This is a genomic window from Xanthomonas sp. JAI131, assembly GCF_013410075.1.
GTDB classification, from domain to species: domain Bacteria; phylum Pseudomonadota; class Gammaproteobacteria; order Xanthomonadales; family Xanthomonadaceae; genus Xanthomonas_A; species Xanthomonas_A bonasiae.
Window position 1 is genome coordinate 108,832 of the sequence record NZ_JACCCN010000004.1, and the last position, 13,630, is coordinate 122,461.

11 protein-coding genes are annotated in these 13,630 nt (G+C 71.3%); 4 read left to right on the top strand and 7 right to left on the bottom strand.

The window, feature by feature from the left end; genetic code table 11:
• Positions 1-9: 9 nt before the first annotated feature.
• Positions 10-1,221, bottom strand: a complete 1,212-nt coding sequence (locus tag HDC36_RS17110) for an efflux RND transporter periplasmic adaptor subunit (protein WP_179569702.1) — start codon at positions 1,219-1,221, stop codon at positions 10-12.
• A 160-nt stretch (positions 1,222-1,381) separates the two neighbouring features.
• Here HDC36_RS17110 and baeS point away from each other — a divergent pair, with 160 nt between their 5' ends.
• Positions 1,382-2,761 (top strand): sensor histidine kinase efflux regulator BaeS, encoded by a 1,380-nt coding sequence (gene baeS / locus HDC36_RS17115; protein WP_179569704.1) that lies wholly within the window; start codon positions 1,382-1,384, stop codon positions 2,759-2,761.
• Positions 2,758-3,441 carry a response regulator gene (locus HDC36_RS17120; protein ID WP_179569706.1) on the top strand — a complete coding sequence of 228 codons (684 nt, stop codon included), beginning with the start codon at positions 2,758-2,760 and terminating at the stop codon, positions 3,439-3,441. The genes baeS and HDC36_RS17120 overlap by 4 nt, the downstream gene beginning before the upstream one ends.
• A 109-nt stretch (positions 3,442-3,550) precedes the next feature.
• Here the strand turns inward: HDC36_RS17120 and purU are convergent, their stop codons facing one another.
• The 5 genes from purU to HDC36_RS17145 form a co-directional block, all read right to left on the bottom strand.
• Positions 3,551-4,402, bottom strand: a complete 852-nt coding sequence (gene purU, locus HDC36_RS17125) for a formyltetrahydrofolate deformylase (protein WP_179569708.1) — start codon at positions 4,400-4,402, stop codon at positions 3,551-3,553.
• A gap of 451 nt (positions 4,403-4,853) precedes the next feature.
• Positions 4,854-5,264: an XVIPCD domain-containing protein gene (locus HDC36_RS17130; RefSeq protein ID WP_179570534.1), complete on the bottom strand. Its 411-nt coding sequence runs from the start codon at positions 5,262-5,264 to the stop codon at positions 4,854-4,856.
• Positions 5,265-5,435: 171 nt separating this feature from the next.
• Complete coding sequence (locus HDC36_RS17135) at positions 5,436-6,311, bottom strand: NAD(P)-dependent oxidoreductase (RefSeq protein WP_179569710.1); 876 nt, start codon at positions 6,309-6,311, stop codon at positions 5,436-5,438.
• 61 nt (positions 6,312-6,372) lie between these two features.
• Entirely contained in the window at positions 6,373-7,470 is a 1,098-nt protein-coding gene (locus HDC36_RS17140) for an NADH:flavin oxidoreductase/NADH oxidase (RefSeq protein WP_179569712.1), read from the bottom strand.
• Between the two features lie 363 nt (positions 7,471-7,833).
• The gene (locus HDC36_RS17145; protein ID WP_179570535.1) at positions 7,834-8,670 is read right to left on the bottom strand and encodes an NAD-dependent protein deacetylase; all 837 of its coding nucleotides are present in this window, start codon (positions 8,668-8,670) and stop codon (positions 7,834-7,836) included.
• 358 nt (positions 8,671-9,028) lie between these two features.
• Here HDC36_RS17145 and HDC36_RS17150 point away from each other — a divergent pair, with 358 nt between their 5' ends.
• Positions 9,029-9,778: a response regulator transcription factor gene (locus tag HDC36_RS17150; RefSeq protein ID WP_179569714.1), complete on the top strand. Its 750-nt coding sequence runs from the start codon at positions 9,029-9,031 to the stop codon at positions 9,776-9,778.
• Here HDC36_RS17150 and HDC36_RS17155 read toward each other — a convergent pair.
• Positions 9,759-11,138: an ATP-binding protein gene (locus HDC36_RS17155; protein WP_179569716.1), complete on the bottom strand. Its 1,380-nt coding sequence runs from the start codon at positions 11,136-11,138 to the stop codon at positions 9,759-9,761. The two genes, HDC36_RS17150 and HDC36_RS17155, sit on opposite strands and share 20 nt — an antisense overlap.
• A gap of 146 nt (positions 11,139-11,284) precedes the next feature.
• On the opposite strand from HDC36_RS17155, the gene HDC36_RS17160 reads away from it, so the two are divergent.
• Positions 11,285-13,621, top strand: coding sequence for a YadA-like family protein (locus HDC36_RS17160; protein ID WP_179569718.1), 2,337 nt, complete (start codon positions 11,285-11,287; stop codon positions 13,619-13,621).
• Positions 13,622-13,630 lie beyond the last annotated feature (9 nt).

Consider the following 13,630-nt stretch of genomic DNA (forward strand, 5'->3'; position numbering starts at 1 on the left):
GGCGGTTCCTCAGTCGGCCTTCGGCGCCGCCGCGGCGCCTTGGGTGGCCGCGGGGGGCGTGGCGGTCGCGGCGGCCGAGGTCACTTCCACCGCCTTGACCTGGTCGCCGACCGCGACCTTCTGCAGGCCCTGCACGATGACCTTGTCGCCCGCCTTCAGCCCGTCGCGCACCACCCACTTGTCGCCGATCGCATCGCCAGTGGTGAGCACCCGCTGCGCGACCTTGTTGTCGCTGCCGACCACCAGCGCCACCGCCTCGCCCTTGCTGTTGCGGCTGATCGCCTGCTGCGCCACCAGGATGGCCTGCTCGTCCACCGCCATCGACAGCACCGCCTTGACGTACATGCCCGGCAGCAACAGACGATCGGGATTGGGCACCACCGCACGCAGCTTGACCGTGCCGGTGGCGGTATCGACCGCGGCATCCACCACTTCCAGCGTGCCGCTGCGCGCGTAGGTGCTGCCGTCCTCCAGCTGCAGCTTCACTTCGGCCTTGCCGTCCACCGCCTTGAGCTGGCCGGCGTCGAGTTGGCGGCGCAGCTGCAGCAGTTGCGCGCTGGACTGGGTCACGTCCACGTACATCGGATCGAGCTGGTTGATGGTGGCCAGCACGTCGCTCTGGCCGGCGCTGACCAGCGCGCCCGGCGTGTAGCTGGAGGTGCCGATGCGGCCGTCGATCGGCGCGGTAATGCGGGTGTAGTCGAGATTGATCCGCGCGGTCTGCAGCGAGGCCTTGGCCGCGACCACCGCCGCCTCGTTCGAGCGCAGCGTGGCCACGGCGTCGTCGCCGTCCTGCTTGCTGACCGCGTCCAGCGCGACCAGGGTCTGGTAGCGCTGCGCCTTCGGCCTGGCCGACAGCACCGCCGCCTCGGCCTGGGCCAGGTCGCCCTTGGCGGTGTCGTACGCCGCCTGGTAGCTGGCCGGATCGATCTCGTACAGCACCTGCCCGGCCTTGACGTCCTGGCCCTCGGTGAACAGGCGCTTGCGCAGGATGCCGCCGACCTGCGGGCGCACGTCCGAGGTCATGTAGGCCACGGTGCGGCCGGACAGGGTCTGGTCCAGCGCCAGCCGCTGCGCCTTCACCGTCTGCACGCCGACCTGCGCCTGCGGCATCTGCGGCGGCTGCTTGGAGGAACACGCGGCCACGGCCGCGGCGATGGCCGCGGCCAGCAACCAGCGCGAGGACGAGACGGGGAAGCGACGGGGGACGACGGGCAGCATGCGGCGAACTCACGGTTTATCCGAATGTGGCCACGCTACGGCGCGAATGTGCAGCAAATTTGGAGATTGCCGGCAGCGGCGCGGATTCGCTTGATTTCCCCTGCGGCGACGCGGCTAATACGCAACACCCCCCGCCGCCGCGTCCCGCATTGCCTCTCCGATGAAACTGGGCATCACCGCCAAGCTGTTCCTCGCCATCCTCGCCGCGTGCGTGGCGGTGCTGCTGGTCAACGGCATGGCCGTGCAGGTCTTCCTCAAGCGCCAGTTCCTGGATTACCTCAACGAACAGGGCGTGGAGCGCATGCTGGAGACCTTGCCGCGGGTCAGGGCCGAGTACGCGCGGCATGGCAACTGGGACTTCGTGCGCGACAATCCCGATGCCTGGTTCGTGCTGATGCGTCCGGAGCACGGCCCCGGCCTGCCGCGCCTGCCGCCGCCGGTGTCCGACCAGACCGGCGCGGTCTTCCGCTTCGCCGTGCTCGACCAGAACTACCGCTCGGTGATCGGCAATCCCGATGTCGGCCGCGACGACATCCTGCGTCCGATCGTGGTCGACGGCCGCACCGTCGGCTGGATGGCGATGCTGCCGTTCCAGAAGGTGCTGGCGGCCGAGGACGCGCGCTTCTACCAGGCGCAGCAACGCGCGTGGTGGACGATCGGCAGCGCCTCGCTGCTGGTCGCCGCGCTGCTCGGCTGGCTGCTGTCGCGCGCCTTGCTGCGGCGCATGCGCGGCCTCACCGGCGCCACCCATCGCCTGGCTGCCGGCGATTACGCCACCCGCATCGACACCGGCGCGCGCGACGAATTCGGCCAGCTGGCGCGCGACTTCAACCTGCTTGCGCAGGCGCTGGAACACAACGAACGCGCACGCCGCGAGTTCATGGCCGACATCTCGCACGAACTGCGCACGCCGCTGGCGGTGCTGCGCGCCGAACTGGAAGCGCTGCAGGACGGCATCCGGCCGATGACCCCGGCCTCGCTGGGCTCGCTCCACCAGCAGGTCGGCCAGCTCGGCAAGCTGATCGAAGACCTGTACGACGTCTCGCTGACCGACGTCGGCGCGCTCGCCTACCGGCGCGCGCCGGTCGATCTGGGGCTGATTCTGGCCACGGTGCTGGCCGGCGTGCAGGCGCGCTTCGCCGCCGCGCCGTTGCAGCTGCAGGTGCAGATCGACGCCGGCCCGCTGCAGGTGGACGGCGACGAGCGCCGGCTGCAGCAACTGCTCGGCAACCTGCTGGAGAACACGCTGCGCTACACCGATGCCGGCGGCACGGTGCAGGTCAGCTGCGTGCGTCGCGACACGGTGCTGGAACTGGTGGTCGAGGACAGCGCGCCGGGCGTGGACGCGGACAAGCGCGAGCGCCTGTTCGAACGCTTCTACCGCACCGAGGCCTCGCGCAACCGCGCCAGCGGCGGCAGCGGCCTGGGCCTGGCGATCTGCCGCAACATCGCCGAAGCGCACGGCGGCTCGATCAACGCCGAGGCCTCCGCGCTCGGCGGCCTGCGCGTGGTCCTGCGCCTGCCGGCGCTGCCGGCATGAACGGCCTGGATCCGATCGGCCACATCCTGATCGTCGAAGACGAACCGCGCCTGGCCGCGGTGATGCGCGAATACCTGCATGCGGCCGGCTATTCGCACGACTGGATCGCCGATGGCGCGCAGGCGCTGGGCGCGTTCCGCGCGCAGAAGCCGGACCTGGTGCTGCTGGACCTGATGCTGCCCAACCGCGACGGCCTGGAAATCTGCCGCGACCTGCGCAAGGAAAGCGCGGTGCCGGTGATCATGGTCACCGCGCGCGTGGAGGAGATCGACCGCCTGCTCGGCCTGGAGATCGGCGCCGACGACTACATCTGCAAGCCGTTCAGTCCGCGCGAGGTGGTGGCGCGGGTGCAGGCGGTGCTGCGCCGCCATCGCCACGATCCCAACGACGCCGCAGCGCCGGGCCTGCGCATCGACGAAGACGCCTGCCGCGCCAGCGTGCATGGCCGCGACCTGGACCTGACCCAGGTGGAGTTCCGCCTGCTGCGCACCCTGGCCACCGCCCCGGGCCGGGTGTATTCGCGCGAACAGCTGATGGACCGGCTGTATGCCGACCACCGCATCGTCACCGACCGCACCGTGGACAGCCACGTCAAGAACCTGCGCCGCAAGCTCGCCGACGTCGGCGGCGAAGAGTGGGTGCGCTCGGTGTATGGGGCGGGGTATCGGTTTGAGCCGTGATTCGGGATTCGGGATTGGGGATTCGCAAGAGCCGGCAGCGCCACCGCTGAAACGGCAATCCGTCAAGCCGCTTTTCCCAATCCCGAATCACCAATCCCCAATCCCGGCCTCACCGAAACACCACCGTCCGATGCCCGTTGAGCAGAATGCGATGCTCGACGTGGCGGCGCACCGCGCGGGCCAGCACCTGCGACTCGGTGTCGCTGCCCAGGCGCACCAGGTCGCGCGGGGTCATCGCATGGTCCACGCGGGCCACGTCCTGTTCGATGATCGGGCCTTCGTCGAGATCGCCGGTGACGTAGTGCGCGGTGGCGCCGATGATCTTGACCCCGCGCGCGTGCGCCTGGTGGTACGGCTGCGCGCCCTTGAAGCTGGGCAGGAAGCTGTGGTGGATGTTGATCGCGCGCCCGGCCAGCGCGGCGCACAGCGTCGGCGACAGGATCTGCATGTAGCGCGCCAGCACCACCAGGTCGATGCGCTCGCGCTCCACCAGCGCCAGCAGCTGCGCTTCCTGTTCGGCGCGGTTGTCGGCGCCGACCGGCAGGTGGTGGAACGGCACGTCGTAGGAGCGCGCCAGCGCGGCGAAATCACTGTGATTGGACGCCACCGCGGCGATGTCCACGCGCAGCTGCCGGCTGTGCGCGCGAAACAGCAGATCGTTGAGGCAGTGGCCCTGCTTGCTGACCAGCACCAGCAGGCGCGCGCGGCGCCGCGCATCGTGCAGTTGCCAGTCCATCGCGTAGTCGGCGGCGAGCGGCGCCAGCTGCACTTTCACCGCAGCGACGATGCCGTCGGCGGGCACGTCGAAATGCACGCGCAGGAAGAAGCGACCGCTCTCCTCGTCGCCGAACTGCTGTGCGTCGAGGATATTGCAGCCGTGCTCGAACAGCAGGCCACTGACGCGGTAGACGATGCCGGTACGGTCCGGGCAGGACAGGGTCAGGATGTAGTCGGGGCGCATCCGCGCAATGATAGGAGAATTCGGGACTCGGGATGGTGGGCTGCGAATGTTGCCAGGACATTGGCTGTGGGATGCCGCAGCGGCATTGCCGGACGTCTTGCCGTCTGTAGGAGCGGCTTCAGCCGCGACGGGCTTTACCGATAGATCCTGTCGCGGCTGAAGCCGCTCCTACAGGGAGTTGCGGCAGGCCAGCCGGGTGTACTGTGGGAGGGACTTCAGTCCCGACGCTTTGCCGCCAAGGAAAGTGCATCGCTTCGCCGGTCGCGGCTGAAACCGCCCCAAAGGGGACTTGCGGCGGGCCAACCGAGTGCACTGTGGGAGGGACTTCAGTCCCGACGCTCCAATGCACAGGAAAGCGCACCGCTTCACTCGTCGCGGCTGAAGCCGCTCCTGCAAGGTGCGGCATCCGCATGCTGGCGGCACACAGCCTCGCCTGCGCGCCAGGCCGCGCTCACTCCGGGCGCAGGCGCAGCGCCAGGCGCCGGTTGACCTTCTCCAGCCGCGCCAGCGAGTCTTCCACCGACATGCCGACCGCCTCGTGGGTGGTGATGTGCGCACGCAGATGCGCCGGGTCGTCCAGGTCACCGCGCACCAGGAACACGTTCTCGCCCTGCTCCACTTCGCCCAGTTCGCGGCTCAGCACCACGTGATCGACCTGGTCGAAGCCGTACTCCTTGGCCAGCGGCAGCAGCCGCGCCACCATGCGCTCGCTGATCGCGTCGGGCGCGCGGCCGCAGGCGGCGTCCAGCGCATGCACGCCTTCGCGGATCTGTGCGTACAGCAGGTGGTCGGGATGCTCCGGGTGCTCGGGGCCGAGCGTGGCCTCGCGTGCGACGGCGCGCGGCGGCTGGATGGGCGTCATGGCGCCGGGGTCGGACGAATTCGGGCTCATGGCATCCTCCTATGATGCGCTTGCAGGCCGCCGCACCTTAGCGGCAAGCACGCGGCCAGCTCAAGCGCGGCGACGCAGTCTGCACCAAACCGCGACAAGGCGACCTGAAGATGGCTGCCGCCGCGCCGCGGCAGCGAACGCTCAGGCCTGACCGGCGCGGCGTGCGGCGACCTTGGCCAGCGCCGACCAGTCCAGCTCGCCGTCGCCGTGCGCGATCGCATCGATGAACTGGTCGCGCAGCACCGCCGCCAGCGGCATCGGCACGTGCCGGGTCTCGCCGGCGTTCAAGGCCAGGCGCACGTCCTTCAGCCCCAGCGTGGTCTTGAAGCCGGCCGGGCTGTAGCGCTGCTCGGCGATCATGCCGCCGTAGTTCTGGTACGCCGGTGCCGCGAACAGGGTGTTGACCAGCATGCCCAGGAAATCGGCCGCGTCCACGCCATGCCCGCGCACCAGCGCCGAGGCTTCGGCCATGGTGCCGATGGCGCTGGCCAGGCACAGGTTGGCGGCCAGCTTGACCGCATTGGCCTGCTCCGGCGCCGCGCCGAAATACCAAGTCTTGCGCCCGATCACGTCGAGCAGCGGCTGCACCCGCGCCAGCGCGTCGGCATCGCCGGCGGCGAGCAGGTTGAGCTGGCCGGCGGCGGCCACGTCGCTGCGGCCCAGCACCGGGATCGCCAGGTAGGCCACGCCGCGTTCGGCGTGCAAGGCGCTCAGCTCACGCGCCAGCGCCACCGAGATCGTGGCCATGTTGACGTGCACGCTGCCGGCCGGCAGCGCGTCGAGCGCGCCGCGCTCGAGCAGGGTCTCACGCACCGCCGCATCGTCGGCCAGCATCGAGAACAGTACCGGACCGCGCACCGCGTCGGCCGGCTGCGCGGCCAGCTGCGCGCCGGCCTCGAGCAGCGGCTGCGCCGCGGCCGCGCTGCGGTTCCACACGGTCACCGCGTGCCCGGCGCGCAGCAGGTTGTGCGCGATGGGCTGGCCCATCGTGCCCAGGCCGAGAAATCCGATGCTCATCGCCAACTCCTTGCACAACTCGTGATGGATGCCGCGACCTGCGCGGCGCAGCGCGCGCGGGTCACGCGTCGAACAGGCCGCGCGCCGAACGCGGCTCGCAACGCAGGTATTGCGGCGACGGCTTCAGCTTGGCGCCCAGCGCGGCGGCGGCGTGCCACGGCCAGCGCGGGTCGTAGAGGATGCCGCGGGCCAGCGCGATCGCGTCGGCCTGGCCCTCGGCCAGGATCGCCTCGGCGTGCTGCGGCTCGGTGATCAGGCCGACCGCGATCACCGGCATGCGCACTGCGCGATGGATCGCCTCGGCCTGCGGCACCTGGTAGCCGGCCGCCAGCGGAATCTGCTGGCGGCGGTCGAGGCCGCCGCTGGACACGTGCAGGTAATCGCAGCCCTGCGCCTGCAGCGCCTGCGCCAACGCGACGCTCTGCGCCACGTCCCAGCCGCCCTCGACCCAATCGGTGGCGGAGATGCGCACGCCCACCGCGACCGACGCCGACACCGCCGCGCGCACCGCCGCATGCACGCGCAGCAGCAGGCGCATGCGGTTCTCCAGGCTGCCGCCGTAGGCGTCTTCGCGCTGGTTGCTCAGCGGCGACAGGAACTGGTGCAGCAGATAGCCGTGCGCGGCATGCAGCTCGATCAGTTCGAAACCCAACCGTTCGGCGCGCTGCGCCGAGGCGACGAACGCCGCGACGATGGCGTCGATGCCGGCCAGGTCCAGCGCCTGCGGCGGCGTGCCGTGTTCGGCGAAGGCCAGCGCCGACGGCGCCACGGTCTGCCAGCCGTTCGGCTGATCCGGCGCGATCGCGCCGCCGCCGTCCCACGGCTTGTTGGTGGATGCCTTGCGCCCCGCGTGCGCGAGCTGGATCCCCAGCGGCATCGGCGACCAGCGCCGCACCGAGGCCAGCACGCCGCGCAATGCCGCTTCGGTGGCATCGTCCCACAGGCCCAGGTCGGCATAGCTGATGCGCCCGCGCGGCTCCACCGCGGTGGCTTCCAGGATCAGCAGGCCGGCGCCGGACTGCGCCAGCTGGCCGAGGTGGATGGTGTGCCAGTCGCTGGCCTGGCCATGCTCGGCGGAGTACTGGCACATCGGCGCGATGACGATGCGATTGGACAACGACAGCGGCCCCAGGGCGAGGGGCGAGAAGAGATGGCTCAAGGTGGCGTTCCGTGGGGGCGCCCGCTGCACTGCGGGCAAGCTGCCATTGCACTCCTGCCGGCGCTGCCGATCAACCACTGCCGGTGGATCAGTTCGTGCGCGGATTCGGAACGCGCCGCGCCGGAGCCGCCAGGGCGTGTCATCGATTGCCGAGTAGGTCGCGTTGGGTCTGTCAGGTCGCCAGCCGGTGCTGCGTGGCGCAGCGCCTGACTGGCGGTCAGGTCAAGCCGCGCGGTGCCGGCTGGCGGCCTGACAGGCCCAACCCGTAGGGCCACTGTTGCGCGTACACGCTGCCGTGCCAGCACTGACGTGAACACGCATGCGCGGGCGTGGCGCGAGCTGCTCGGAGATTGATGACACGCCCTAGGCGGCCGCGCGCGGCAGCAGGAACTGCAGCGCCTGCGCGCAGGGTTGCGCCAGTTTCAGGCTCAGCAGGTCGTCGCCGCGGGTGCGGCCCAGGTTGACCGCGGCGATCGGCAGTCCGGCCTTGGCCGCGGCCTGCACGAAGCGGAAGCCGGAATACACCATCAGCGACGACCCCAGCACCAGCATCGCGTCGGCCTGCTGCAGGTGCGCGAAGGCGGCGGCCACGCGCTCGCGCGGCACGTTCTCGCCGAAGAACACCACGTCCGGCTTCTGCACGCCGCCGCACTGGGTGCAGGCCGGCACCGCGAAGGCGGCGAAGTCCACGCCTTCCAGGTCGGCGTCGCCGTCGGGCGCCTGCCCGGCCTGCAGCGTCGCCCAGTGCGGGTTGTGCTGCAGCAACTGGTGCTGGAAGTCCTCGCGCGGCAGGCGCCGTTCGCAGTCCATGCAGCGCACCACGTCCAGGCGTCCGTGCAGGTCGATCACCGCGTCGCTGCCGGCGGCCTGGTGCAGGCGGTCCACGTTCTGGGTCAGCAGCAGTTCGACCTGGCCACGCGCTTCCAGCTGCGCCAGCGCCGCATGCGTGGCGTTGGGCCGGGCATGGCCGAAGCGCGGCCAGCCGACCAGACTGCGCGCCCAGTAGCGCTGCCGCGTGGCCAGCTCGCCCATGAATGCCTGATAGGTGACCGGCTGCGCGCGCTTCCAGTCGCCGGCGGCGTCGCGGTAGTCGGGAATGCCCGAATCGGTGCTGCAACCGGCGCCGGTCAGCACGAACAGGCGCCGGTGGCGCGCGACGAACGCTTGCAGCGCTGCGTCCGTGGCGGCCGGTGCCGGCATGGGCAGGGCGTGATCCGGCAATGTCTGGTGCATCGTTCGGGGTCCTTGGGCGGCTGCGTCGGTGCGGCGTGGACGATCGCTGCGCCAGCGACGCGATGGATTCCATCTTGGGTCCGCCGCGCGGCAACGCAAGCGCCCGCAGGCCGGCGTGCCGGCTTCGCATTGCGGCATCTGCCGCGTGAAGACCGCGCACGCGGCGCGCACGGCGCCGAATCCGCGCGCAGCCGCAGCATGCCGCGCATTGAAAGCCCTGCAGAAACTGGCTACTGTCGGGCACCGGCAAGATGCATCGGCTGCGCGCAGCCGCGCTGCCGCACGATGCCTCCGGCAGCAATGCCGCCCATCCCGATTCCGCGTCGTGAGCAGATTTTCCGATCCGATAGGCCAGCCGATCGCCGCCACCGCCACCGCCTCGCTGCGGGTGGCGCTGCTGGAGGACGACGACGTGCTGCGCGACCGGGTCCTGGTGCCCGGGTTGCAGCGGCACGGTTTCGAGGTCACGCCGCTGCGCACCGCGCAGGCGCTGTGGGCGGCGCTGGACGACCAGCGCTTCGATCTGATCGTGCTCGATATCGGCCTGCCGGACAGCGACGGCTTCACCCTGACCCAGCAACTGCAGGCGCAGCGCCCGGGGCTGGGCATCGTCATCCTGAGCGGGCGCGGCGAGCAGCCGGATCTGGTGCGCGGCCTGACCCAGGGCGCGGACTCCTATCTGATCAAACCGGTGCAGATCGAGATCCTGGCCGCCACGCTGTTCAGCGTGGCGCGGCGCATGGCGCGTCCGCTGTCCTCGGCCCCCAGCGCAGCGGAGGAATGGCAGCTGCAGGACGACGGCTGGTGCCTATTCTCGCCCGATGGCCAGGCGGTGCCGTTGACCGGCTCCGAGCGCAAGGTGGTGCAGAGCCTGTGGAGCGCGCGCGGACGGCTGGTCACCCGCGACGCGTTGATCGGCATGCTCGGCGGCAACCTCGGCCTGGAAGTCGACCCGCATCGCCTGGACGCGCTGCTGCACCGACTGCGGCTCAAGGTGCAGGAGCGCACCGGCGTCGCGCTGCCGCTGAAGGCGGTGCGTGGCGAGGGTTACCTGCTCATGCCGCAGGAACGCTGAGCGCCGCCAGCGGCAGGCGCAGCACGAAGCAGGTGCCCGCGCCCGGCGCGCTGCGCACCTCCAGGCTGCCTTGCGCCTCCTGCGCCATTTCGAAGGCGACCGCCAGTCCCAACCCGGTGCCTTGACCGGCCGGTTTGGTGGTGAAGAACGGCTCGAACGCCTGCCGCTGCACGTCCGCGCTCATGCCCACACCGGTATCGGCGATCTCGATGCGGGCGCAGGCGCCCTCGCGGCGCAGGCAGATCGAGAAACTGCCGCCGCCGGGCATGGCATCGCGCGCATTGGCGGCGAAATTGAGCAAGGTCAGGTCGAGCCGGCTGCGGTCCAGGAACAGCGGCAGCGGTTCCGGCGCCACGTCCAGATGCAAGCGCACGGTCGGCCCGAACAGTTGCCGCAGCATCGGCTGAATGCCACGTAGCGCCTCGCCGGCGTCGAAGCGCTCGGGCACGCTCACTTCGCGCCGGCTGAAGCTCAGCAGTTTGCGGCTGATCGACACGCCGCGCTGCGCGGCCAGCGCCACGCCGTCCAGTGCGTCGGCCAGCGCCAGCGCATCGCGCGGCGGATCGAAATCCAGTTCGTGCACGCAGTGGCGCTGCTCGGCATAGCCGAGGATCGCGCTGAGGACGTTGTTGAAGTCGTGCGACACGCCGCTGGCCAGTTGCCCGACCAGTTCGATCTTCTGCAGATGCAACAGCCGCTGTTGCGCCTGCGCGCGCTCGCGCATCTCCACCCGCAGCCGCGCGGCGCTGCGCCGCGCGCGCCACAGGCTCTCGCGCAACGCGGCCACGGTGCGATCCAGCACCAGGGTGATCATCAGGTAGCTCAGCGCCAGCGACGGCAGGTTCTGGAACGGGCTGCGCGTGCCGCGCGGATCGCGCCCCCACGGGCTCTCCATGCCCGCCCAGAAGATCAGCGTGATGCACAGGTACACCACCCACAGCGCGCGCCGCCCGATCACCAGGGCGGCCAAGGTCAACATCATCATCGGGTAGGGATCGAAGGCCTGCACCTGGTAGCCGAAGGCCAGATTGGCCGCCACCGCCGAACACAGCACCACCGCGATGAACGCCGCGGCGGCCTGTTGCAGCAGGCCGCGGCGGATCATCCACACCCCGGCCCAGGCCGCCACGGACATCGCCGCGTCGGTGCCCACGTCCACCGCCAGCTGGCCGGCGGTCATCTGGATCTGCGGAGCGGTCAGCAGGTGGTAGAGCTTGTTGAGCGGGATCTCGCAGCCGAGGAACAGGAACAGCACCTGCAACGCAGGCGCGTTGCGGCGGTCGACCGGATCGGCGATGGGGACGCGCCGCAGCCATGTCCAATGCCGACGCCACAGCCGGACCAGCAGATTTTGTGGCATGCGTCCCACCCAGACTCCCATGTCGGTGAGTCTACCGTGAGGTTGACGTGAATTTACCGGCATTGAAGGCGGCCAGGGCTTACCGCCTTAATCGGGGCTAAACCCATTGCCGGGACCGTCGTCCCAGCGCTGCCCTGGAACCGCTCATGCCCGTTAAGCACACGCTCGTTCGCTCGCGCCGCACATGCCCTTCGTCCACTCTGTCGCACGCTCCTTACAGCCTGCTGACGGTCGCGTTGCTGCTGGCGGCGGTGCCATTGGCCGCCGGCGCGGCCGCTGCGCCCACGGCCGTCGCGCCTGCCGCCCAGCCAGCCACGACCACGACAGCCGCAAGCAGCGGCGACGCGCAGCCCGCCGACGACGCGGATCCCTCCGCGCCGGTGCAGCCCGGCAGCCAGAACACCACGGGCTACTTCATGGCCGAAGGCCTGAACGACGGCAGCGACTTCGCCGCCGCCGCCGGCCTGCGTGCCGTGGCGATGGGCCCACGCGCCGACGCATCCGGCGCCTTCGCCATCGCCATCGGCCACCACACCGTGGCCTCCGACGCCGCCGCCATCGCGATGGGCGACGGCGCGGTGGCCAGCGGCACCTCGGCGATCGCGATCGGCGGCAGCTTCTTCGGCAGCACCTACGGCGACTCGGCCGGCGCGCAGAGCACCGGGTTCGGCGCGCTCGCCATCGGCACCGCCGCCACCGCCTCCGCCACCACCGCCAGCGCGGTCGGCTGGAACGCCAGCGCCAGCGCCGCCGGCGCGACCGCGGCCGGTTCGGCCGCCGCCGCCAGCGGGCTATACGCCAGCGCCTTCGGCAGCTCGGCCCTGGCCACCGGCGAGCAGGCCAGCGCGTTCGGCTACGCCGCCTCCGCCAGCGGCACCGGCGCGATCGCACACGGTGGCTACAGCGTCGCCTCCGGCTTCTTCGGGGTGGCGATGGGCTACACCGCCACCGCCAGCGGCGACGGCGGCATCGCGATCGGCGACAGCGCCTCGGCCGCCGGCCAGCAGAGCGTGGCGATCGGGGCGAGCAACAGCGGCGTTCCGGCGCAATCCAACGGCCTGGGCGCGGTCACCGTCGGCGCCGGCGCCTGGGCGCTGTCCGACTACGGCACGGCGCTGGGCTTCGACAGCCATGCCGACGCGGCCTACAGCATGGCCCTGGGCGCATCGGCGCTGGCCACCAGCAGCAATGCGCTGGCGGTGGGCGCGCAATCCTTCGCCGACGGCGAGGACGCCAGCGCCTTCGGCTCCATCGCCAGCGCCAACGCCGCCGGCGCCACCGCGCTCGGCAGCGGCGCCACCGCGCTGAGCGCAGGCAGCGTGGCGCTGGGCTACAACAGCGCCGCCACCGGTGCCAACAGCGTGGCGATCGGCGCCGGCTCGGTGGCCGACCGCGACAACGCAGTGGCCTTCGGCACGGACGGCGCCCTGCGCCAGCTGACCTATGTCGCCGCCGGTACCGCCGACACCGATGCAGTCAACGTGCTGCAGCTGCGCAGCATCGCCACCGCGCTCGGCGCCGGCAGCGTGGTCGGCAGCGACGGCAGCCTGAGCGGCAGCGCCTATCTGATCCAGGGCCGCACTTACGGCAGCGTCGGCTCGGCACTGTCGGCGCTGGACGGCGCGCTGTCGTCGCTGGACACCCGCGTCGGCACGCTGGCCCAGGGCGGCGGCGGCGCCGTGGCGGTGGGCAACGGCGCCAGCGGCGGCCCCAGCGTCGGCGCCGGCACCAATGCCGTGGCGGTCGGCGCCGAGGCCACTGCGAACGGCCACAACGGCACCGCGATGGGCGCCAATGCCCTGGCCTACGGTCCCAACGACACCGCGCTGGGCGGCAACGCGCGGGTCAACGCCGACGGCAGCACCGCGGTCGGCGCCAATGCCAGCATCAGCGTCAGCGCCACCAATGCCGTGGCGGTCGGCGAGAGCGCCGCGGTCACCGCCGCATCCGGCACCGCACTTGGCCAGGGCGCGTCGGTCTCGGCCGACAACGCGGTGGCGCTGGGCCGCAACTCCAGCGCGACCCGCGCCAACACCGTGTCGGTGGGCAGCGCCGGCAACGCGCGCCAGGTGACCAACGTGGCCGCCGGCACTGCCGCCACCGATGCGGTGAACGTCAGCCAGATGCAGGCCGGCGACAGCGCCACGCTGAGCAGCGCCAACGCCTACACCGACAGCCGCCTGTCGGGCTGGGACGACAACCTGACCACGCTGCGCAGCGACACCGATCGCCGCTTCCACGACGTGGACCGGCGCATCGACCGCATGGGCGCGATGAGTGCCGCCTATGCCGGCATGGCGGTCAACACCTCGGGGCTGGCCGGCGCCAACCGCGTGGGTGTCGGTGTCGGCTCGCAAGGCGGCGAGAGCGCGCTGGCGGTGGGCTACCAGCGCGCGATCGGCAACCGCGCCAGCGTCTCGCTCGGCGGCGCGTTCTCCGGCAACGACAAGAGCGTTTCCGCCGGCGCCGGCTTCAGTTGGTGATGCCGCGGC

Coding starts and splice junctions, on each gene's coding strand:
- HDC36_RS17145 (WP_179570535.1), bottom strand. CDS start 8,670: ATGCCGGCACCGGCCGCCACGGACGCAGCGCTGCAAGCGTTCGTCGCG.
- baeS (WP_179569704.1), top strand. CDS start 1,382: ATGAAACTGGGCATCACCGCCAAGCTGTTCCTCGCCATCCTCGCCGCG.
- HDC36_RS17110 (WP_179569702.1), bottom strand. CDS start 1,221: ATGCTGCCCGTCGTCCCCCGTCGCTTCCCCGTCTCGTCCTCGCGCTGG.
- purU (WP_179569708.1), bottom strand. CDS start 4,402: ATGCGCCCCGACTACATCCTGACCCTGTCCTGCCCGGACCGTACCGGC.
- HDC36_RS17130 (WP_179570534.1), bottom strand. CDS start 5,264: ATGACGCCCATCCAGCCGCCGCGCGCCGTCGCACGCGAGGCCACGCTC.
- HDC36_RS17160 (WP_179569718.1), top strand. CDS start 11,285: ATGCCCGTTAAGCACACGCTCGTTCGCTCGCGCCGCACATGCCCTTCG.
- HDC36_RS17155 (WP_179569716.1), bottom strand. CDS start 11,138: ATGCCACAAAATCTGCTGGTCCGGCTGTGGCGTCGGCATTGGACATGG.
- HDC36_RS17120 (WP_179569706.1), top strand. CDS start 2,758: ATGAACGGCCTGGATCCGATCGGCCACATCCTGATCGTCGAAGACGAA.
- HDC36_RS17135 (WP_179569710.1), bottom strand. CDS start 6,311: ATGAGCATCGGATTTCTCGGCCTGGGCACGATGGGCCAGCCCATCGCG.